The following is a 21,269-nucleotide window of genomic DNA, read 5'->3' as shown; positions in this document are numbered from 1 at the left end:
GGGCCGGGTCCCCTGCACCGGCGGCGGAAAACAGCCTCTCGATCCGCCGAGGACCACCGGGCAGGATGCCCCCATGAGTGCTCGCCCGCTGCCCTCCGGTTCCCCCGTCGCCCAAGGTGTCGACGTCACCGGCGTCCACGCCTTCCTCGACGCCCTCGAAGCCGCCCCCGCCATCGAACCGCACAGCCTGATGATCCTGCGCCACGGCCATCTGGTGGCCTCGGGCTGGTGGGCGCCGTACACGCCTGAGCGCCCGCACCTGCTGTACTCGCTCAGCAAGAGCTTCACCGCGACGGCCGCCGGTATGGCGGCCGGCGAGGGCCTGCTGAGCTTCGACGACCCGGTGATCTCCTACTTCCCGGAGTTCGAGGCCGACATCACCGACCCGCGCAGCCGCGCCATGCTGGTGCGGCACGTGGCGTCCATGGCCAGCGGGCACGAGGGCGAGACCTACGAACGGGCGTACGCCAACGACCCTGATGAAATCGTCCGCGGCTTCCTGCTGGTGCCGCCCGAGCGAGACCCCGGGACGGTGTTCGCCTACAACCAGCCCGCGACCTACACCCTCGCCGCGATCGTGCAGCGCGTCACGGGGCAGACGCTGACCGCGTACCTGCGTCCGCGGCTGCTGGACCCGCTGGGCATCGGCGAGACCTTCTGGCAGCGCGGCCGGTCCGGCCGCGAACTCGGCTTCAGCGGCCTGCACGCCACCACCGACGCCGTCGCCCGCCTCGGCCGGCTCTACCTCCAGGACGGCGTGTGGGAGGGCGAGCGGCTGCTTCCCGTGGGGTGGGTCGCGGAGGCCACCCGCCCACACATCGACAACAGTGACAACATGGCGGGATACGGCGGCTGGCCGGACTGGCAGCAGGGCTACGGCTACCAGTTCTGGAACGCACGGCACGGCTACCGCGGCGACGGCGCGTACGGGCAGTTCTGCCTCGTGCTGCCCGAGCACGACGCCGTGATCGCGACGACCGCGGCCACGGAGGAGATGCAGCAGGTGCTCGACCTCGTCTGGGAGCACCTTCTGCCGAGTTTCGGGCCGCACCCCTTCGCCGGCCGGGAGCACGAGGACACGGCCCTGCGGGAGCGGCTGGCGCGGCTCGCGCTGCCGCCGGCCACGGGCAAGCCGGCGCCGCCGGGCCGGGCACGCGACTGGTCCAGCGCCGAGTTCACCCCGTACGGCGGTGTCTGCGCCGACCAGCCGAAGCTGACCTCGGTCGCGGTGACGGCCACCGCGGACGGCTGGGAGTTGCGGCTCACCGAGGACGGCCACGCACTTCAGCTGTGCGGTGGCACGACCGGCTGGACCGTCTCGGAGGAACCGCTGCCGACCGCGGTCAGCGGCGGCTGGACGGACGACGACACGCTGGCCGTCGACGTCGTGTTCCTGGAGACCCCGCACCGGCTGACCCTCACCTGCGCCCTGCCCGACCGCACGTTCGAGGCCCGCTGGCACACCACCCCCCTGCACGGCTCGCCGCTGCGAGCCCTGCGGGCGCCGCGCCCCTCAGCCTGACGACGGCTTGAAGGTCCGCAGGAAAGTGGCCAGGGCCTGTTGGTCGGCGGCGGTGTCCCACTCGGCGTTCGGAGTGGTCCAGCGCAGCGAGAACCCCCGGCCGCCGCCCAGCAGGAACCCCCGCCCGAAGGTGCGTACCCGGGTGCCGTCGACCGTGGAGCGCCACTCCATGTCGGCGGCCTTGTGCCCCTGGTACGTCGTCGCCCTGATCTCGCCGATCCGCTGGAAGTCGCCCTCCTTGGCCAGCTTCGGCTCGACGTCGTCACGCCACACGGCGACCGGATCGGTGCCGAGGACGGTGCTGTAGGTGATCGCGAGGCTGCGCGGGTCGCCCTTGGCGCCGAAGGTCACCCGGTACGACAGGTCGCCGACGCGGGAGGTGTCCACGCGCTTCCAGCCGCTCGGCAGGTCGACGGAGAAACCCTCGGGGGCGGTGTAGCGGTAGAAGGCCTGCGGTTGGGCGGAGGCCGACGGCGACGCGGAGGGGGAGGCCGAGGCGGAGGGGGACGGGGTGGGCGCGGCCGAGGTGGAGGGGGTCGCCGTCGCCGAGGGGTTGGTCATGCCGTCGGTGCGGCTCCCCGGCGCCGAGGCGGACACGGACGGCTGGGGAGCGCCGGCTCCGGAGGAGGACGTGCCGATGCCGGGGAGGTGATGGGTGACCGCCAGCGCGGCGACCGCCACGGTGACCACGGCCAGCGCCGTGCCGGCCGCCATGGTGCGCCTGCTCCACGCCGGGGCGGCGTGCCAGGCGGCGGTGTAGGCGCCGCGCAGCCGGGGCCGCGGCGCGGGCTCCACGAGCGTGTCGGGGTCCTCGCTCAGGACACGGTTGAGGGCCTCGCGGACCACCGGGCGGGTCAGCCGCTCCCGGGAGTTCTTGCGCAGCAGCCCCAGCACGGTCTGGGTGAGCGGCCCGGCGTGCACCGGGGTGCGCAGCGGGAGCCGGTCCACGCCCTTCAGTGTGGACTCGGGCCGGTCCCGGTCCCGGAAGGGCGGACGGCCCTCCACCATCGTGTACAGGATCGCGCCGAGCGCCCACAGGTCGGCGGCCGGCCCGATCCGCTCGTCGCGCGCCTGCTCGGGGGAGGCGTACGACGGCGCGCTCAGCCGGGGTGCCAGGGTCGCGCCGGCCAGCCCGAAGCCCGTGACCACCACCGAACCCCGGTCCCGCACGAACACCTGTCCGGGGCTGAGCTCACCGTGGGTGATGCCCTCGCTGTGCGCCACCTCCAGCACGTTCAGCAGCCCCAGGCCGATCCGGGCCGCCCGCACGTAGTTGAACGGGCCGTCCTGGGCGAGGAGTTCGGCGAGCGGCGTGCCGTCGATCCAGTCGGTCACGATCCACAGGGTGCCGTCCTCCTCCACGGCGTCGACAACGTTCGCCACGGCCCCGGGACACAGCATCCCCATCGTCTCCGACATGCGGATGATCCGGGCGGTGGTGCGCAGTGCGGAGTCCCCTTCGGCGTCCTTCGGCAGGGCGATCTGGGTGAGCAGGTACGGCCGTTGGGCGGCGCCGTCGGCGGCCTTGCCGTACCAGCAGACCCGGTTGGTCTCGCGATGGACGACATCGACGAGCCGATACCTTCCGGCGACCAACTCGTGCGTGAAGACATGCGCCTTGACCATGGTCATCCCTCGTTGAACCCCTGGTTCTCACCTTTCACAAGAGGTACGAGGAGTGCGCCGGTGTGTGTTCAATACATCCTGAACCAACCGGCGTGCGCCCCCGATTCGGGTCACGCGCCGAACAGTTGTGTCCAGTACGTGGCCGCGGGGCCGCCGCCCGCGAAACCGATGCCGATGTGGGTGAAGTCGGGCTTGAGGATGTTGGCCCGGTGGCCGGGGCTGTTCATCCAGCCGTCCACGACCTCGGCGGGGGAGCGCTGTCCGCAGGCTATGTTCTCGCCGATGGTGCGGCGGGTCGAGCCGGCGGCTGCCGCCCGGTCCCAGGGCCGGCTGCCGCCGGGTGAGGTGTGGGAGTAGAAGGCCCGGGCCACCATGTCGGCGCTGTGCGCCTGCGCCGCTCTCGTGAGGACCGGGTCGACGGCCAGGGGAGGCAGGCCGGCCCTGGCGCGCGCCGTGTTGGTGAGGCCGACGACCTCGGCGGCGGTGCGCGTCAGCTCGCCGGGGGTGAGGGGCCGGGCCCACAGGGCGGTCCAGTAGACGTCGCCGGACCGGTCGTCGCGGACCTGGGCGAACCCGGCCTGGGTGAACACCGGGTCGCACAGGGTGCGCCGGGGCTGCTGTGCCCCGAGGCAGTACTCGACGAACTCGGCGGCCGTGCGCGGGCCCGAGACCAGGTGCTCGCCGACAGAGATGTACGCGTATCCGGCGGCCGTCATCCGCTGGTACACGGAGACGCCGTCGGCGCCCTCGACCCCGAGGCGCCCGGCGTCCGCCATGGCGGCGGCGTGGGCGCGGGCCGCCGTGGTGAGCCGGGGATCGAGGGAGACCGGTGGCCTGCCGGCGTGGGCGCGCGCGGAGTTGACGGGACCGAGGAGGCCGTCGCGGTCGCCGGAGAGGCCCGGCCGGGCGGGCGAGACCGGGCGGGGCGCGGCCGGCGGTGGTGCGGTGGCCGTACCTCCTCCGTCGACCACGTCCACCCCGAAGTCCCGTGCCGTTCCGGCGAGTCCGTCCGCGTACCCCTGCCCGAGGGCCCGCAGTTTCCAGCCGCCGCCTCGCCGGTAGATCTCGGCGAGCAGCAGCACCGTCTCCTGGCGTGGCGGATGCGGGGTGAACCGGGCCAGGCGGTGGCCGCCGGGCGCGCTGAGGTGGAGCGTGGGTGCCGGGAGGCGGCCCAGGGGGGTGCCTGGATCGGCAGGGCTGACGACGACCGTGACCCGGGTGGCCCCGGGGCGCAGTCTCGGCGGGTCCACGGTGAGGAGGTCGCCGGTGAGCCGGGCGCCCGGGGCGGACGGCTGGTTGTAGAACACGAAGTCGCGGTCGTCGCGGACCTTGCCGCCGTCGCCCGTGACGAGCGCGGACACGTCGAAGGGGCCGGATACCCGGACGGTCACGGCGCCGTCCGGCAGGGGCATGTTCGCCCCGGGGACCAACTCCAACATGCCACCGCCCTGGTGTCGTCGTCCGTGCCCGCAGGGGCCTTTCAGGACAACGCGCACCGCACCGGGAGGGTTCCGCGACCAGCGGTCACCTCCTGACGACCCCCGGCGGCACGTCCTCCGGGCGTTGCGCGACCGGCACGACGCTGCGGACCTTCGCCGCCTTGCCGCAGAACACGGACTCCAGCGTGCTCAGCATCGTGTTGTGCACGGCCGTGTTGTTCGAGGTGTTGGCCAGCGCCGTGAGGGTGCGCCGGCCGTCCTTGGTGGCGAAGGCGTACGTGTAGTAGCCCTGTACGGCGCCCGTGTGCCCGTACACCGAGACCCCGCACGACAGATCACGGCGCCGCAGTCCGAGGCCGTACGCCTGGGTGCTGTCCACCGGGATCATCCGTTCCATCTCGCGCAGTGCGGCGGCCGAGGTGAGGCGGCCGCGCAGCAGGGCCGAGAGGAACGTGTCGAGGTCGCGCGTGCTGGAGATGAGGGCGCCCGCGCTCTGCGCCCAGGACACGGTCTGCTCGGTCGCGTCGACCAGGGGCCCGCCCGCCGTGTCCGGGGTGAGATAGCCGTTCGCGTGCCGTCCGGGGATGCTCGTGGCGGGGTGCACGTAGAACGTGTCGCTCAGCCCGAGCGGCTTGATGACGCGGTTCTCGTACTCGGTGCGCACGGAGTGCCCGGTCAGCCTCTCGATGAGCATGCCGGCGACGACGAAGTTGGTGTTGGAGTACGCGTAGGCCGCGCCGGGCGCGTTGGTGCGCGCGTGCCGCAGCGCACGGTCCACCAGTTGGCGGTAGGTGAAGACCTTGGTACGCACCGCCTCGAAGCCGGGGACCGACTGCGCGAACATGTCGTCGGTGTAGTCGTACAGGCCGCTGCGGTGGCCCATCACCTGTCGCACCGTGATGTGGCGGTCGGGCAGCAGGCCCGGCAGGTAGCGGTCGACAGAGCCGTCCAGGTCCAGCTTCCCCTCGTCGGCCAGTTGGAGCAGTACCACCGCCGAGAAGACCTTGGTGACGCTGCCGATGCGGAACCGGTCGGCGTTGCTGATGGCCCGCCCGCTTCTCCGGTCGGCGACGCCTGCGGCGGCCTGCTGGACGGTGCCGTGGTCGTCGATCCGGGCGGTCGCGCCCGGCGCGCCCTGCCCGAGCGCGGTGCGCAGCGCGCCGTTCACGCCGGTGAGGTCGGGCTTCGGGGGCGTGGCCGCGTGCGCGGGCACCGTGAGCAGGCAGAGGACGGCCGTTCCCAGGGCCGTCGCCTTGGATGCGAGATGAGTCACATTCACGTAGGGCAACCTTCTTCCGTCCCGTCACATCTCCACAAGCGGTGCACCGTTGGTGACTTTCCGATCACCAAAATGCGCGGATTCGCAGAGTATTGCTCTGCCTCGTCGGGAAACCGACGATTTACGCTTTACATGCACATGACTCATCCCTCAGGGTTTCGAACTGGGGCCCGACCAGCCCCCGTGGCGCCCGACGGCGCCATGTGTCAGGGCGGTTGGCGATGCCCGCCGCCTTGCAAGGAAGGAACCCTCATCAGTGCGTAGACCGCACATACGCAGCCTGGCGGTCGCCATCGCCGTGACGACGGCCGCCACGGGCCTCGCGGGCACCGCCGTCGCGCGCCCGGACACGGGGGCGACCCCTGCCGCTGTCAGTACCGCGGCCGCGTCCGTGGTGTCGGCGGCCCGTACCGCCGCCTTCGCCCACGCCCCGGCGACCGGCGTCTCGCAGGGCGACGAACTGCACCCGCAGGACGTCATGATCGACCCCGAGGGCGCGCGGCACGTCCGGTTCACCCGGACCCACCAGGGCATGGCCGTCCTCGGCGGCGACCTCGTCATGCACCTCAACCGGCAACTGTCGTACACCGGAGTCACCCGGGCCGCCGACCACGCCGTCAGGCCCGCCGCGGCCAGTGCCGCCAGGCTCTCGGCCGACGAGGCCGAGCGGAAGGCCGCGGCCGTGGCCAAGGGCGACGCGGGCAGCGCCCGGCTCGTCGTGGACGCCCGGGGCGGCGCGTCCGCCCTGGCCTACCAGGTCACGGTCACCGGCAGCGGCACCGCGGAGGGCTCCGGCGCCCGCACGGTCGTCATCGACGCCGTCACCGGCCAGGTGCGCAGCAACACCTCGAACAGCGACGAGTTCCTGTCGCCCCGACTGCTCGACGAACTGCGCCGACGCGGAGAGCAGCCGGCTGCGGACACCGGAGGCGCCGCGCGGTCCGCCGGGCTCACCGGGGCCTCACTGTCGTCCTCGGCCGCCGTCCACTACCCGCGGACGGCCCAGGGCACCGGCAAGTCGCTCTTCGTCGGCCCGGTCCCGCTGACCACCACCCAGACGGCCCGCGCGACCTTCGTGCTGAAGGACCCCACCCGGTACGGCACCGAGACCCGCGACGCCAAGGGCAGCTCCACGGAGAACTTCGCCCGCGGCAAACAGATCACCACCGGCAACGACGTCTTCGGCAACGGCGCCACCTCCAGCCGCAACAGCGCCGCCGCGGACGCCCAGTACGGCATCACCAAGACGCTGGACTTCTACCAGAAGACCTTCGGCCGCAAGGGCATCGCCAACAACAGCAAGCCCGCCAAGGGCATGGTCCACTGGGGCAACAAGGTGGCCAACGCCTTCTGGGACTCCGACTGCGGCTGCATGCTCTACGGCGACGGTGACGGCGACATGTTCAAGAAGCCGCTCGTCGTCCTGGACGTCACCGGCCACGAGCTGACGCACGGCGTCGTGGACGCCACCGCCAAGCTGGAGCCCACCCGCGTCGACGCACAGGGCAACCAGTACGGCGAGCCGGGCTCGCTGAACGAGTCCCTGGCGGACATCTTCGGCTCGAACGTCGAGTTCTTCACCAACAACGCCAAGGACACGCCGGACTACCTCATCGGCGAGAAGCTGGGCCTGGCCCAGAAGTTCCTGCGCCGCCTCGACCACCCCTCCCTCGACCGGCTCGAGGGCACGGTCGACTACTGGCAGCCCGAGGTGTACGACGCGGAGGTGCACGCCGGTTCCGGCGTCTCCTCGCACGCCTACTACCTGCTCGCCGAGGGCAGTGGCCAGAAGACGATCGGCGGCGTCACCTACGACTCGCCGACCTACGACGGCTCGACCGTCAAGGGCATCGGCCGCACCAAGGCCACGGCGATCTTCTACCGCGCCCTGACCCGCTACATGGTCTCCACCACCGACTTCCACGACGCGCGTGTCGCGACGCTGAAGGCGGCCAAGGACCTCTACGGGGCGAGCAGCGTCGAGTACCGGACGGTGGACCGGGCCTGGGCCGCCGTCGACGTCACCGAGGCGAACACGCCGGCCGCCCGGCACTGACGCCTCCGGCGAGCCCGGACCCACTGCCTCTCCACCTCCTGGAACTTCCCGGGCACCGTGAACTCGGCTCCACAGGAGGGGTGGTGGGTCCTGCCGAGCTCAGGGCAGCCGTATCCAGGGGGTGCGCGGACGAATCCTGCTTCTTTTATTGACGGCGGAAAAGAACACCTCTAGGTTCCCGGTCATGCGCCCGACCCCTCGCGTCGAGACGTTCCCGGCGAACACGCCGGCCGCCTCGCAGATCTTCACCACGGTCCTGTCCCACGGACCGCTCACCCGGCTGGAGGTGGCCCGGCGGGCGGGGCTGTCCCCGGCCGCCGTCACCAAGGCGGTCAAGCCCCTGATCGAGGCCGGGTATCTGGTGGAGGACGCGGCGGACGAGGTCCGGCCGGCGCTGGGCCGGCCCGCCAACCCGGTGCGGGTCGACGGGGGACGGGCGGTGTTCCTCGGGGTCAAGGTGACCGGCGACGAGATCATCGCCGTCCTCACCGACCTGTGCTGCCGTGTCCGTGCCGAGCGCCGCCTGCCGCTGGCCGCCCGCGACACCAGGTCCGTGCTCGCCGACATCGCGCGTCTCGTCGACGAACTACGGCTGGCCGCCGCCGAGTTGGGCGCACCCGTGCAGGGCCTCGGCATCGCCGTCTCGGGCGATGTGGACCGCGCCGAGGGCGTCGTGCGCTACTCGCCGTTTCTGGAGTGGCGGGACGTCCCGCTCGGTGAACTCGCCGCCATGGCCTGCGGGTTGCCGGTCACCGTCGACAACGACGTACGGGCCCTGACCGTCGCCGAGCAGTGGTTCGGCGAGGGCGTGGGCCTGTCCGACTTCGCCGTGGTGACCGTCGGCGCGGGTATCGGCTGCGGTCTGGTGGTGCACGGCCGGGTCGTCTCCGGTGCGCACGGAGTGGCCGGCGAGATCGGGCATGTCACCGTCGACCCGGCCGGGCCGCTCTGCCACTGCGGCAACCGCGGCTGCGTGGAAGCCGTCGCGGGGGAGGCCGCCATCGTCCGCCAGGTCCGCGCGGCCACCGGACGCCCCGTCACCGACGCCACCGAGGCCGCGGCGCTCGCCCACCGTGGGGTGCCGGGCGCACGCGAGGTCTACGCGCGGGCCGGCGAGGCGATCGGCCGGGGCATCGCCACCGTCGCCAACCTCCTCGGCCCCGAACGTGTGATCATCTCCGGCGAGGGCCTGGCCGCCCACGACCTGTTCGCCGAGCAGATCCGTGACACCTTCACCGCCGCCGCCTTCGGCTCCGCCGCCCGGTGCGAGGTACACACCCGGCCGCTGCCCTTCGAGGAATGGGCCCGCGGCGCCGCAGCCACCGCCATCCAGTCCTTCATCTCCTCAAGTCACCCGCAGCCGAGCCGCTGATCCGACTCTCCCTGGAGGCACGACCCATGAGGTCTTCCTCGTACTCCGCCCTGCCCGCACGCACCCTCAGAGCCGCGGTCGTCCTGGCCCTCGCCGCGGGAGCCGTCACCGTCGCCCCCGCGGCCCACGCCGGGACCACCGCGCCGACCCTCGCCGCCAAGCCGTACATGGGTTGGTCGAGTTGGAGCATGCAGTCCTCCAAGTACCCCGGACTCAACCCGGACGGCGACTACAGCTACCTCACCGAGGCCAACGTCACCCAGCAGACCGACGCCCTCGCCGCCAAGCTGAAGAAGTACGGCTACGACCACGTCAACATCGACGCCGGCTGGTGGCGCGACACCACCTGGAAGCCGGAGTACGACCAGTACGGGCGCCAGCAGGCCGACCCGAAGCGCTTCCCCAGCGGCATGAAGGCCGTCGCCGACCGCATCCACGCCAAGGGCCTGAAGGCCGGCATCTACCTGCCGGCCGGCCTGGAGAAGGACGCCTACGGCGACGGGAAGACGCCGATCTGGAACGCCGACGGCTGCACCACCGCCGACATCGTCTACAGCGACCTGCGCACCACCAACGGCTGGGACAGCTCCTACAAACTCGACTTCTCCCGTCCCTGCACGCAGAAGTACATAGACTCGCAGGCCCAGTTGATCGCCGACTGGGGCTACGACCTCCTCAAGCTCGACGGCGTCGGCCCCGGCTCCGGCAAGAGCGGCGACCAGTACGACAACGTTGCCGACGTGGCCGCCTGGAACAAGGCGATCACCGCCACGGGCCGCCCCATCCACCTGGAACTGTCCTGGTCCCTGGACATCGGGCACGCCGCCGACTGGAAGAAGTACTCCAACGGCTGGCGCATCGACACCGACGTCGAGTGCTACTGCAACACCCTGGTCACCTGGGAGAACTCCGTCGACGACCGCTGGGACGACACCCCCGGCTGGACGAAGTACGCCGGCCCCGGCGGCTGGAACGACCTCGACTCCCTCGATGTCGGCAACGGCCGGATGGACGGCCTGACCAAGGCCGAACGCCAGAGCTACGCCACCCTGTGGGCCATCGCCAAGTCCCCCCTCTTCACCGGCGACGACCTCACCAAGCTCGACTCCTACGGCCTGTCCCTGCTGACCAACAGGGAAGTCATCGCCGTCGACCAGGGCGACACCCCGCCCGCACGCCCGATCACCCCGTCCGACCCGCAGCAGGTGTGGGCCGCGAAGAACCTCGACGGCAGCTACACCGTCGCCCTGTTCAACCTCGCCGGCTCACCCGCCGCCGTCTCCGCCTCCTGGGCCTCCCTCGGCTTCACCGGCAAGGCGTCCGTGCGCGACCTGTGGAACCACGAGAACCTCGGCAGCCTCAAGGACAAGGTCACCGAGGCCCTGCCCGCCCACGGCTCCCGCCTGTTCACCGTCACCCCGCACGGCAGGGCGCTCGCCTTCACCGGCAACGAGGCCGAGTCCCCCGCCAACACCCTCGCCGGCAACGCCTCCGTCGCCGACTGCTCGGCATGCTCCGGCGGCAAGAAGGTCGGCAACCTCTACCTCGGCGGCAGGCTCACCTTCAACGACATCGTGGTCCCGGAGGCCGGCACCTACCAGGTGAGGATCGCCTACGTCAGCGGAGACGCCCGCTCGGCCGCGATCTCCACCAACGGCGGCGGCGCGACCACCCACAAGTTCCCCTCCACCGGCGACTGGGGGACCGTCGAGACGGTCAGCGTGCCGTTGATCCTCAAGGCCGGCTCCAACACGATCACCTTCGACAGCGGCACCGGCTACGCGCCGGACATCGACCGGATCGACGTCCCGAAGTCTTCCTGACCGAGCCCCCAGGAGCCGCAGTGAACACCGATCCCTCCCGCCTGCTCTCCAGACGCGACCTGCTCGCCGCCACCGCGGTCGGAGCCGCCCTGGCGGCCCTGCCCGCCTTCACCGCCTCTGCCGCACCCCGGCGAACCGTCACCATGCCCGACGTCACGGCGAGTTCGCACGACGAGCTGTGGTGGCAGGCCCCCGCCGACGACAACTCGATGATCGAGCGGGGCCTCCCGGTCGGCAACGGCCGTCTCGGCGCCCTCGCGAGCAACGACCCCGGCCACGAGGTCCTGCTCGTCACCGACGCCACGATGTGGACCGGCGGCCTCAACGACACCCTCGACAGTGACGGCCAGTTCCCCTACGACCGCGACCACTTCGGCTCCCTCACCCTGCTCGCCCGGCTCTCCGTCGACATCCCCGGCCACGACCTCGGCGCCGTCTCCGGCTACCGCCGCGCCCTCGACCTCGCGCGGGGCGTGGTGACGACCTCGTACGTCCGCTCGGGGGTGACCTATAGGCGGCAGCTGTTCGCCAGCCGTCCGGACGACGTCATCGTCCTGCACTTCACCCAGAGCGGGGGAGGCCGCTACACCGGCACCGTCACGCTGGAGGGCACGCACGGCGAGGGTGCGGGGCTCTCCTTCGGTGCCGCCTTCGCGAACGGCCTGAAGTACGGTGCGGCCGTCACCGCCTACGGCACCGGCGGACGCGTCACCGTCGGCGGCTCGCACCTTTCCTTCGACGGCTGCAAGGAGCTCACCGTGGTGGTGAGCGGTGGCACCGACTACGCGCCGGACGCGGCCAAGGGCTACCGCGACCCGTCCCTCGATCCCCGTCGCCTGGCCCGCGCCAAGGTCCGCGACGCCGCGGCGCACCCGGCGGACGCCCTGCTGCGCACGCATGTCGCCGACCACCACGCGCTGTTCGGACAGTTCGGTCTCTCGCTGGGCGCCTCCTCCGCCCAGCAGCGGTCTCTCGACACCTGGGAGCGGCTGCAGGCCCGGGCGCGCGACGGCGAACCCGATCCCGAACTCGAGGCGGCCTACGTCCAGTTCGGCCGCTACCTGATGATCTCCGGGTCGCGTGGCAGCCTGCCGCTCGGGCTGCAGGGGCTGTGGCTGGACGGCAACGACCCGGACTGGATGGGCGACTACCACACCGACATCAACCTCCAGATGAACTACTGGATGGCCGACCGGGCGGGCCTGTCCTCCTGCTTCGACGCCTTCACCGACTACTGCGTCGCCCAGCTCCCGTCCTGGACCGACCTGACCCGCCGGCTGTTCGACGACCCCCGCAACCGCTACCGCAACTCCAGCGGCAAGAACGCCGGGTGGACCGTCGCCATCTCCACCAACCCCTACGGCGGCGGTGGCTGGTGGTGGCATCCGGCGGGCAACGCATGGCTGTGCAACTCCCTCTGGGAGCACTACGAGTTCACCCACGCGCGCGCCCATCTGGAGAAGATCTATCCCCTGCTCAAGGGCGCCTGCGAGTTCTGGGAGGCCCGGCTGCTGACCACGACCCTGCCGGGCACGTCGAAGGAGGTGCTGGTCGCCGACAGCGACTGGTCGCCGGAACAGGGCCCGCTCGACGCCAAGGGCATCACCTACGCCCAGGAGCTGGTGTGGGCCCTGTTCGGCAACTACTGCATGGCCGCCGCCGAGTTGAAGCGCGACGGCGGCTACGCGGAAACCATCTCCGGCCTCCGCAAGAAGCTGTACCTTCCCCGGGTGAGCCCGAAGACCGGCTGGCTCGAGGAATGGATGTCGCCCGACAACCTCGGCGAGACCACCCACCGTCATCTCTCGCCGCTCGTCGGCCTGTTCCCCGGCGACCGCATCCGCCCCGACGGCTCCACCCCCTCCGACATCGTGGCCGGCGCCACCGCCCTGCTCACCGCGCGCGGCATGAACAGCTTCGGCTGGGCCAACGCCTGGCGCAGCCTGTGCTGGGCCCGCCTGAAGAACGCCGGGAACGCCTACCAGCTGATCGTCAACAACCTGCGCCCGTCGACCGGCGGCGGCAACGGCACCGCGCCCAACCTCTTCGACATCTACGAGACCGGTCCGGGCCGCGGAATCTTCCAGATCGACGCCAACTTCGGTACCCCGGCGGCCGTGACCGAGATGCTTCTGTACTCACGGCCGGGCCATCTGGAACTCCTCCCGGCCCTCCCGGACGCCTGGGCCGCCTCCGGCTCCCTCACCGGTGCCCCGGCGCGCGGCGGCTTCGTCGTCGACCTACGCTGGCAGGACGGGAGGCCGACCGAGGCACGCATCCGCAGTGTGGGCGGCCGCACGACGACCGTCGCGTACGGCGGCAGGTCGCGGACCGTGACCGTAGCGCCCGGAGGGGCTGTGACGATCAAGGACTTCGCGCGGTGAGGGCCCGGTACGCACGGGCCGCCCGGCTCGCCGCCCTCCTGCTGCTGGCCGGCGCCTTCCAGGCGTCACCGGTCGAGGCATCCGGCAGGCAGCCCGAGTTCGCCGTCGTGGGAGCGCCCGCCGACAGGCGGGACGTCGTCACCTGGGGCGCGAGCGCCGACCGGATCGGCGACGCCGTGCCCGACCGCGCCTACCGGCTGATCGTGCACACCAGCGTCGGCGGCAGCCATCCGCGCATCCGGCTCTCCAACGCCTTCGGGGACCGTCCCGTCACCTTCGACAGCGTCTACGCGGGCCTCCAGCAGGCCGGCGCCGCCCTCGTCCACGGCAGCAACCGGCGCGTGACCTTCGCCGGCTCCCGGTCGATCACGATCCCCGCGGGTGCCGTCGCCCTCAGCGACCCGCTGCCCGGCAGGCTGCCCGCCGCCACGAACCTGGTGGTGAGCATTCACTCACCGGACGCGGCGGGCCCGGCGACCGGCCACGGGATGGCCATGCAGACCTCCTACCTCGCCCAGGGCGACCACACCGCCGAGGAGGGGGCGGCCGACTGGACACAGACGACCGGCTCGTGGGCCTACCTGGACTCCGTGTCCGTACGGCCGCCCGCGGGCACGGCGGCCGTCGTCGCGCTCGGCGACTCCATCACCGACGGCTGGCAGTCCACGACCGATCTCGACCGCCGCTGGCCGGACTACCTCGCGCGCCGGCTGGACAAGGCGCGCCGCGATGTCCGGGGTGTCGCGAACGAAGGCATCTCCGGCAACAAGGTCCTCGCCGACGGTGCCGGCCAGAGCGCCCTGAACCGTCTGCAACGCGATGTGCTGTCCCAGCCGGGCGTGCGCACCGTCCTCCTCTTCGAGGGCGTCAACGACCTCAAGGGCCATACCGGCGTCACCGCCCCGGACCTCATCGCCGGCTACCGCGAGATCGCGCGACGCCTCCACGCGGCCGGCAAGTGCGTCGTCGGCGCCACCGTCGCCCCCTTCAAGGGCTGGTCGGAGTGGGACCCGGCCGCCGAGGCCGTACGCCAGGAGGTCAACGCCTACATCCGCACCAGCGGCGACTTCGACGCGTACACCGACTTCGACCACATCCTGCGCAACCCCTACGGCCCCGAGCTGATCATGCCCTTCTTCGACGGCGGCGACCATCTGCACCCCAATGACAAGGGCATGCAGGCGATGGCCGACGCCGTCGACCTCACCAAGCTCGACTGCGCCGGGCGGCGATAGCGGGCGGTCCCTCAGCCCGAGGCCGTCGGTTCGGGCGCGACGAGCCCTTCCCGGTAGGCGATCGCCACCGCCTCCGTACGGCTCGTCGCGCCCAGCTTGGCCAGGATGTTGGAGACGTGGACGCTCGCCGTCTTGCCGGAGATGAACAGCTCCTCACCGATCTGCCGGTTGCTGCGGCCCAGGGCCAGCAGCCGCAGCACGTCCTGCTCACGGGCGGTGAGCGGCGAGGTCCGCTCGCCGCCGGCCGGGGCGTCGGCGAGGCGCCCGCTGCGTACCAGCGCGTCGAGCCGCTCCAGCAGGGGCGCCGCGCCGAGCCGTTCGGCCGCCGCCCGTGCCTCGCGGGCCAGGTCGGCCGCCTCCGCGCGCCGCTCGCCCGCCGACAGGGCCTCCACGAGCCGTACTTGGCAGCGCACCCGCTCGTACACGTCCCCGTAGGAGAACGCGGCCACCGCCTTCTCCCAGGCCGCTGCGTCCGGACCGGACACGGCCCGCGTCCACTCCGCCTCGGCCCGCGCGAGCCACGCCACGCCCTCCGGGCCCTGCGGCAACCCGTCCTCCCCGTGCCCGGCCACCTCGCGCGCCAGCTCGATCAGTTCGTCCGCGGTGTCCTTCCACCGCCCGGCCCCGTCACCGGACGGCCGCGACTCGGCGGCAGCGTCGGCGACCGCGCTCAGCGCCAGGGCCGCCAGCCGGACCGTGACGTCGGGACGGCAGCCCGAACCGTCCGCGAGCGCGTCCGCCGTGGCCAGGGTCCGCTCGACGGCCGCCTCCGGCTCGCCCCGCAGCACGGCCGCCTCGGTCAGGGCGATGCCCGCGACCAGCGTGCCCATCCAGTCGAAGGGGCCCTCCAGCAGCAGCTCGGCCCGGCGCGCGGCCGACAGGTCACCGCGCGCCAGGGACACGTACAGCGCGGGCCCGGACGCGTACCCGCCCGCCGCGGGCAGCACCGCGGCGTCCGCAGCCGCGGCTCGCAGACACTCGTCCCAGTGGCCCAGCGTGTACAGCACCAGCAGCTGCAGATACCGCATCTCCAACGGGTACGGCGAGGACAGCAGCCCGGTGCGGCGGGCCCGGTCCAGGCCCTCGGTCACCCACCGCAGGCACGCCTCCAGTTCGCCGGCCTCGAAGCAGCCGACGGCGAGGTTGAACAGGGCCCGCAGCTCCACCGGCGCGTTTCCCGACCGGCGGGCCAGCTCCCGGGCCGCCTTCAGCCGTTCGAGGCCCTCCGGGGAGCGACGGCCGCCGCCCTCCAGGATGGCCAGGGACACCAGCAGATCGGCCTGCGCGTCCCGCACGCCCAGTTCCCCGGCCACCTCCAGCGCCTCGCGGGCCACCCGCAGCGCCGTGCCGTTCTCCCCGACCTGGCGGGCGGCCAGGACGTGGGTGGCCGCCGCCCACACCCAGGTCCTCGTCGGCGGCTGCGCGGGGACCAGCGCCAGCGCCTCGCTGCTGTAGGCGAAGGCAGCCCTCAGGCTGTCGACGTCCAGCAGGTTGCCGGCCAGCGTGTACCGCACGCGGGCGGCCAGTTCCGAGTCGGCGTCCTGGCCGATGTGCGCGAGGGCGGACCGGGTGAGGGAGACGGCGCGGTGCGCCTGCCCGGCGTGCCCGGCCGCCGCGGAGGCGCGCAGGGTCAGCGGCACCCGGTCCAGGCCGTCGCCTGCGGGACGGGCCGCCGCGTCCACCGCGTCCCACAGGTCCAGTGCGGTCTCCAGGTGCCGCAGCTCCTCGGCGGGGGCGCCCACCCGCTGGGCGTGGTCGGCGGCCTCCAGCGAGGCCTGGAGCGCCTCGGGCAGGTCGTGGCTCTCGCGGTAGTGGTGGGCCCGCTCGGCCGCGCTCTCGGCCCGGTGGCCGCGCCCGGCGAGCAGCCGGGCGAACGAACCGTGCAGCCGGGCCCGCTCACCGGGCAGCAGATCCGCGTAGACCGCCTCCCGGGCCAGCGCGTGCCGGAAGGCGTACGTGTCCCGGTCCCCGGGGGCGAGCAGTTGGCGGCCGAGCGCCTCGCGCAGCGCCGACTCCAGTTGCTCCTCGGGCAGGCCGACCGCGTCCCGCAGCAGGTCGTGCTCGACACGCCGCCCGGCGACGGCGGCGGTGCGCAGTACCTGCTGGGCGGTCTCGGACAGTTGCTCGAAGCGGATCAGCAGAACGTCGGCCAGTCCGCTGGGCACCCCGCCCGCGGCGGTGTCCGTGGCCGCGACCAGCTCCTCAGCGTAGAAGGCGTTGCCCTCGGCGCGCTCGACGATGCCGCGGACCGTGGCCTCCGGCAGCGGATGCTCCTCCAGGGCCCGCACCAGCCGGGTGACCTCGGCGTCGGCCAGGGGCCGCAGTTCGAGGCGTTCCACGGCGGGCAGGCGGACCAGCTCGGCCAGCAGCGGGCGCAGCGGATGACGGCGGTGCAGGTCGTCGGCGCGGTAGGAGGCGAGGACGGTGAGGCGGTGGGCCGGGGCGCCGCCCGCCGGGCGTTGCAGGATCCCCCGGCTGAGCAGGAACCGCAGCAGGTCGCGGGAGGACTGGTCGGCCCAGTGCAGGTCCTCCAGGACCAGCACGAGGGGCGCGATGTCCGCGGCGCCGGCCAGCAGCCCGGCCATGCCCTCGAACAGCCTGAGCCGTCCGCCCTCGTCCCGCGCCGCGTCCGTCCCCGAGCCGAGCAACCGGTCCACCACGGGATACGCCGCCAGCACCGGGGCGAACCGCTCGTCGGCGGCCAGCAGCCCGAGGACCTCGGTGAAGGGCAGATACGGCAGACCCACGTCACCGAGATCCACACAGTGACCGGTCAGCACGGTCATGCCGGCGTCCGCGGCCCGCCCGGCCACCTCGGTCAGCAGCCGCGTCTTGCCCACCCCGGCGTCCCCGGCCACCAGGACCGCTCCCGCCTCACCCCGGCGGGCACGCTCAAGCACCTCGCCGAGCCGGGCGAGGTCCTCGTCACGGCCGATCAGCGGCGAGGTGAAGGCGTTCTCGGACACGCACCCATCGTGGCACGGGCCACTGACAGCGACCGCCTCACAGCGGCTCGGCCCTCACGACCGCAACACCCGTGCCCAGTCCGCCGGCACCCGCCCCGCCGGGCCCGGCGCCGGCTGGTCCTCGGGGTGGGCGACGGGCGGCGCGAGTTCGGGGCCCGACTCGTACAGCTGCGAGCTGTCGAAGTCCCAGAACCACTCCTCGCCCGGCTCGAAGCTGCGGATCACCGGGTGCCCGGTCTCCCGGTAGTGGGCGGTCGCGTGCTTCGCGGGGGAGTCGTCGCAGCAGCCGATGTGCCCGCACCGCGCGCAGCGCCGCAGATGGAACCACCAGCCGCCCGCCGCGTCGCACTCGACGCATCCGGTGCCGCTCGGCGGGACGCCGGGGTCGATCGAGTCGGCGCTGGTCATGCGGGCTCCTCGGGGGTCTCGTCGGCCGTGGCCGTCAGGGGAAGCAGGACCTGGAAGCGGGTGTCGCCGGGCTCGGACTCCACCCGCAGGGTCCCGTGGTGCTTGTTGACCACGATCCGCCAGGAGATGTCGAGGCCGAGCCCGGTGCCCTCGCCGACCGGCTTGGTGGTGAAGAAGGGGTCGAAGATGCGGTCGCGGATCTCCCGGGGCACGCCGGGCCCGGTGTCGCGGAACTCCACCAGCAGCTGGTCGTGCTCCAGCGCCGTCCGCACCGTCAGCGTGCCGTCACCGCCGGCGCTGTTGACGGCGGCGACCGCGTTGTCGATCAGGTTGGTCCACACCTGGTTGAGCTCCGCCGGGTAGGAGGGGATCTTCGGGAGCGTACGGTCGTAGTCCTTGACGACCTTGATACGTTCGCCGATCTTTCCCGAGAGCATCAGCAGGGTGCTGTCGAGGAGTTCGTGCACGTCGGCGACCTGGTACGGGGCCCGGTCCAGCTGCGAGTACTGCTTGGCCGCGTCGACGAGGTGCGAGATGCGCGCCGTGGAGTCGTTGATCTCGTCCATCAACAGTTCGGTCTCGACGGTGTAGTTGAGCCAGCCGATCGCGTTCGGCAGGAGATCCTCGTCGACGGCCGCCGCGACCTGCTCCAGCCAGTCCACGTCCAGCCCCGCCTGCACGAAGGTCGGCGCGATCCGCCAGCCCTCCTGGATGTCGTGGTCGTCTAGCCAGTCGCTGAGGGCGTCCTCCCGGTCCGAGGCCTCCAGCGGGCTCAACGTCGGTGCCTTGGCGACGCGTTCGGCGGTGCGCTCCTGGATGTCGATGAGGTTCGCCATGACCTCGGGCGAGTAGGAGCCCTGCGAGATGACGGCCAGCTTGTGCCGCATCTTGCCCACCCGCTCGCGCAGCGTCGCGGTGGCCCGTACCGCCGCCGCGGCCGGGTTGTTGAGCTCGTGCGTCAGGCCCGCCGACAACGAACCGAGCGCCAGCAGACGTTCCCGTTGCCCGACGGCCCGCTGGGTGTTCTTCGACCCCCAGAACAGCCCCTCCAGCAGATGGACCGCCATGGGGAACCACTCCTCCATGAAGGCCGCGAACTTCTCCGCCGGCAGCACGAAGAACCGCGAAGGCTCCGTGACCCGCATGGAGTTGGCGTACACCTGCCGCACCCGGTCCCCGAGGTAGGCCTGCACGGCCCCCGCGTACACCCCCTGCTGGGAGGTGCGGGTGACCTCCACGTCGTCGCCGCCGACCCGGCGGGAGAGGACGAGCGAGCCCTCCAGCATCACGTAGAAGCAGGTGGCGGGATCGCCCTCGGTGTAGACGGGCCCGGGCTCGAACCCCTCCACCCGTCCCTTGCTGCACAGCTGACCGAGCTGCTCGGGGGAGAGCTTCTCGAACAGGAACAGCGAGCCGATCTCCTGCGGGCTGCAGGGCAGCACCCGCCCGCTCACGACTGCTCCAGATAACGGTGGACGAGCATCACGGCCATGGCTCCCTCTCCGACGGCGGACGCGACCCTCTTCGCGGACTCCGCGCGCGCGTCGCCCGCCACGAACACGCCGGGGATGTTGGTCTCCAGGTGGTACGGCGGCCGGTCCAGCTCCCAGTCCGCCGGCGGCCGCCCGTCCGGGGTCAGGTCGGGCCCGGCCAGGATGAACCCGTGCTCGTCGCGCAGCACGGTCCCGTCCAGCCAGTGGGTGAGCGGGGCCGCGCCGATGAACACGAACATCCACTGGGCGTCGACCAGTTCGGTCTCACCGGTGTCCACGTCCCGCAGCGTCAGCTGCTCCAGATGGCCCACGCCGTGCGCGGACTCGACGACGGTACGCGCGCGCACCGAGATGTTCGGCGCCTCGTTGATCTGCTGGATCAGGTAGTACGACATCGACGCCGCGAGGTCGGGACCGCGCACCAGCAGCGTCACGGACTTGGCGCCCCGGGCAAGGTACATGGCCGCCTGTCCGGCCGAGTTGGCGCCGCCGACGATGTACACGTCCTGCCCGTGGCAGGAGGCCGCCTCGGTCAGCGCGGAGCCGTAGAACACCCCGCACCCGGTGAGGTCGTTGCACCCCGGAGCCTCCAACTGCCGGTACGACACACCGGTCGCCAGGATCACGCTGTGCGCGGCGACCGCCGACCCGTCGGAGAACCGAACGGTCCGCGCGGCGCCGTTGACCTCGAGACCGGTCACCTCGCGCGCGGTGAGGATCTCGGCGCCGAACTTCGCCGCCTGCCGCCGCGCCCGCTCCGTGAGCTGCGCCCCCGACACGCCGTCCGGGAAGCCCAGGTAGTTCTCGATGCGGGAGCTCTGCCCCGCCTGCCCTCCCGTCGCCGACCGCTCCACGAGCACGGTCCGCAGCCCCTCCGAGGCCCCGTACACCGCGGCCCCCAGCCCGGCGGGCCCGCCGCCGATCACCACGAGGTCGTAGAAGTCGGCGGCCGGCGTCGTCGCCAGGCCCACGCGCGCGGCCAGCTCGGGCGCCTCCGGCTCGACGAGCGGCGCACCGTCCGGGGTGATCACCAGCGGCAGCCGCTGCCCGTCCTGGCCGGCCGCCGCCAGCAGCCGCTGCCCCTCGGGCTCCTCCGCCGAGTACCAGCGGTAGGGCACCTGGTTGCGGGCCAGGAACTCCCGAACGTCCGAGGAGCGCGCCGACCAGCGGTGGCCGACCACCTTGGTGCTGGGCACCGGGCGGAAGTCACTGCACCGCCACGCCTCCAGCAGGTCGTCGAGCACCGGGTAGAGCTTCTCCTCCGGCGGATCCCACGGCTTGAGCAGATAGTGGTCCAGGTCGACGACGTTGATCGCGTCGATGGCCGCGTTCGTGTCCGCGTACGCGGTCAGCAGCACCCGCCGGGCCCCCGGGAACACGTCGAGGGCCTGCTCCAGGAACTCGATGCCGTTCATCTGCGGCATGCGGTAGTCCGCCAGGATCACCGCCACGAGGTCGCCGCGCAGTTTCAGTTCCCGCAGCGCCTCCAGCGCGGACTCGCCGGACTCCGCGCGCACGATCCGGTACGACTCGCCGTAGCGCCGTCTCAGGTCCCGGGCGACGGCCCGGGACACTCCCGGGTCGTCGTCCACGGTCATGATCACGGTGCGCGCCGCGTCGGACGCCTGTGCCATACGTCTCCCACCCCGAGGTCGGACTGACGGCA

General features: G+C 72.4%; 13 protein-coding genes. 6 read left to right on the top strand and 7 right to left on the bottom strand.

The window, feature by feature from the left end; translation table 11 throughout:
• Positions 1-73 precede the first annotated feature (73 nt).
• Complete coding sequence (locus ACIRVK_RS17220) at positions 74-1,522, top strand: serine hydrolase domain-containing protein (RefSeq protein WP_404247727.1); 1,449 nt, start codon at positions 74-76, stop codon at positions 1,520-1,522.
• On the opposite strand, the gene ACIRVK_RS17215 is transcribed toward ACIRVK_RS17220, so the two are convergent.
• From ACIRVK_RS17215 to ACIRVK_RS17205, 3 genes are all read right to left on the bottom strand, one after another.
• Positions 1,514-3,154: a serine/threonine protein kinase gene (locus ACIRVK_RS17215; protein ID WP_404247725.1), complete on the bottom strand. Its 1,641-nt coding sequence runs from the start codon at positions 3,152-3,154 to the stop codon at positions 1,514-1,516. The two genes, ACIRVK_RS17220 and ACIRVK_RS17215, sit on opposite strands and share 9 nt — an antisense overlap.
• Positions 3,155-3,258: 104 nt before the next feature.
• A complete protein-coding gene (locus ACIRVK_RS17210) occupies positions 3,259-4,587 on the bottom strand; it encodes a CAP domain-containing protein (RefSeq protein ID WP_404247723.1) in 1,329 nt (442 codons plus the stop codon).
• Between the two features lie 85 nt (positions 4,588-4,672).
• Positions 4,673-5,860: a serine hydrolase domain-containing protein gene (locus ACIRVK_RS17205; protein ID WP_404247721.1), complete on the bottom strand. Its 1,188-nt coding sequence runs from the start codon at positions 5,858-5,860 to the stop codon at positions 4,673-4,675.
• Positions 5,861-6,122: 262 nt separating this feature from the next.
• On the opposite strand from ACIRVK_RS17205, the gene ACIRVK_RS17200 reads away from it, so the two are divergent.
• From ACIRVK_RS17200 to ACIRVK_RS17180, 5 genes are all read left to right on the top strand, one after another.
• Positions 6,123-7,922 (top strand): M4 family metallopeptidase, encoded by a 1,800-nt coding sequence (locus ACIRVK_RS17200; protein WP_404247719.1) that lies wholly within the window; start codon positions 6,123-6,125, stop codon positions 7,920-7,922.
• A gap of 184 nt (positions 7,923-8,106) precedes the next feature.
• Entirely contained in the window at positions 8,107-9,294 is a 1,188-nt protein-coding gene (locus ACIRVK_RS17195) for an ROK family protein (protein ID WP_404247717.1), read from the top strand.
• Positions 9,295-9,320: 26 nt separating this feature from the next.
• Positions 9,321-11,117 carry an alpha-galactosidase D gene (locus ACIRVK_RS17190; protein WP_404247715.1) on the top strand — a complete coding sequence of 599 codons (1,797 nt, stop codon included), beginning with the start codon at positions 9,321-9,323 and terminating at the stop codon, positions 11,115-11,117.
• A gap of 20 nt (positions 11,118-11,137) precedes the next feature.
• Positions 11,138-13,501 (top strand): glycosyl hydrolase family 95 catalytic domain-containing protein, encoded by a 2,364-nt coding sequence (locus ACIRVK_RS17185; RefSeq protein WP_404247713.1) that lies wholly within the window; start codon positions 11,138-11,140, stop codon positions 13,499-13,501.
• On the top strand, positions 13,498-14,736 hold the full coding sequence (locus ACIRVK_RS17180; RefSeq protein ID WP_404247711.1) for an SGNH/GDSL hydrolase family protein: 1,239 nt from the start codon (positions 13,498-13,500) through the stop codon (positions 14,734-14,736). Before ACIRVK_RS17185 ends, ACIRVK_RS17180 begins: the two co-directional genes overlap by 4 nt.
• 11 nt (positions 14,737-14,747) lie before the next feature.
• On the opposite strand, the gene ACIRVK_RS17175 is transcribed toward ACIRVK_RS17180, so the two are convergent.
• Genes ACIRVK_RS17175 through ACIRVK_RS17160 form a run of 4 tightly spaced genes read right to left on the bottom strand, consistent with a single transcriptional unit; the run spans position 14,748 to position 21,237 of the window.
• Positions 14,748-17,702: an AAA family ATPase gene (locus ACIRVK_RS17175; protein ID WP_404247709.1), complete on the bottom strand. Its 2,955-nt coding sequence runs from the start codon at positions 17,700-17,702 to the stop codon at positions 14,748-14,750.
• Positions 17,703-17,756: 54 nt separating this feature from the next.
• On the bottom strand, positions 17,757-18,110 hold the full coding sequence (locus ACIRVK_RS17170) for a UBP-type zinc finger domain-containing protein (protein ID WP_404247707.1): 354 nt from the start codon (positions 18,108-18,110) through the stop codon (positions 17,757-17,759).
• Positions 18,107-19,564 carry an ATP-binding protein gene (locus ACIRVK_RS17165; RefSeq protein ID WP_404247705.1) on the bottom strand — a complete coding sequence of 486 codons (1,458 nt, stop codon included), beginning with the start codon at positions 19,562-19,564 and terminating at the stop codon, positions 18,107-18,109. The genes ACIRVK_RS17170 and ACIRVK_RS17165 overlap by 4 nt, the downstream gene beginning before the upstream one ends.
• The gene (locus ACIRVK_RS17160) at positions 19,561-21,237 is read right to left on the bottom strand and encodes an FAD-dependent oxidoreductase (protein WP_404247703.1); all 1,677 of its coding nucleotides are present in this window, start codon (positions 21,235-21,237) and stop codon (positions 19,561-19,563) included. Before ACIRVK_RS17160 ends, ACIRVK_RS17165 begins: the two co-directional genes overlap by 4 nt.
• Between the last annotated feature and the right edge of the window lie 32 nt (positions 21,238-21,269).

Source organism: Streptomyces sp. NPDC101152, from assembly GCF_044768275.1.
In the GTDB taxonomy this organism is placed as follows: domain Bacteria; phylum Actinomycetota; class Actinomycetes; order Streptomycetales; family Streptomycetaceae; genus Streptomyces.
This window is presented reverse-complemented; position numbering and strand designations above follow the sequence as displayed.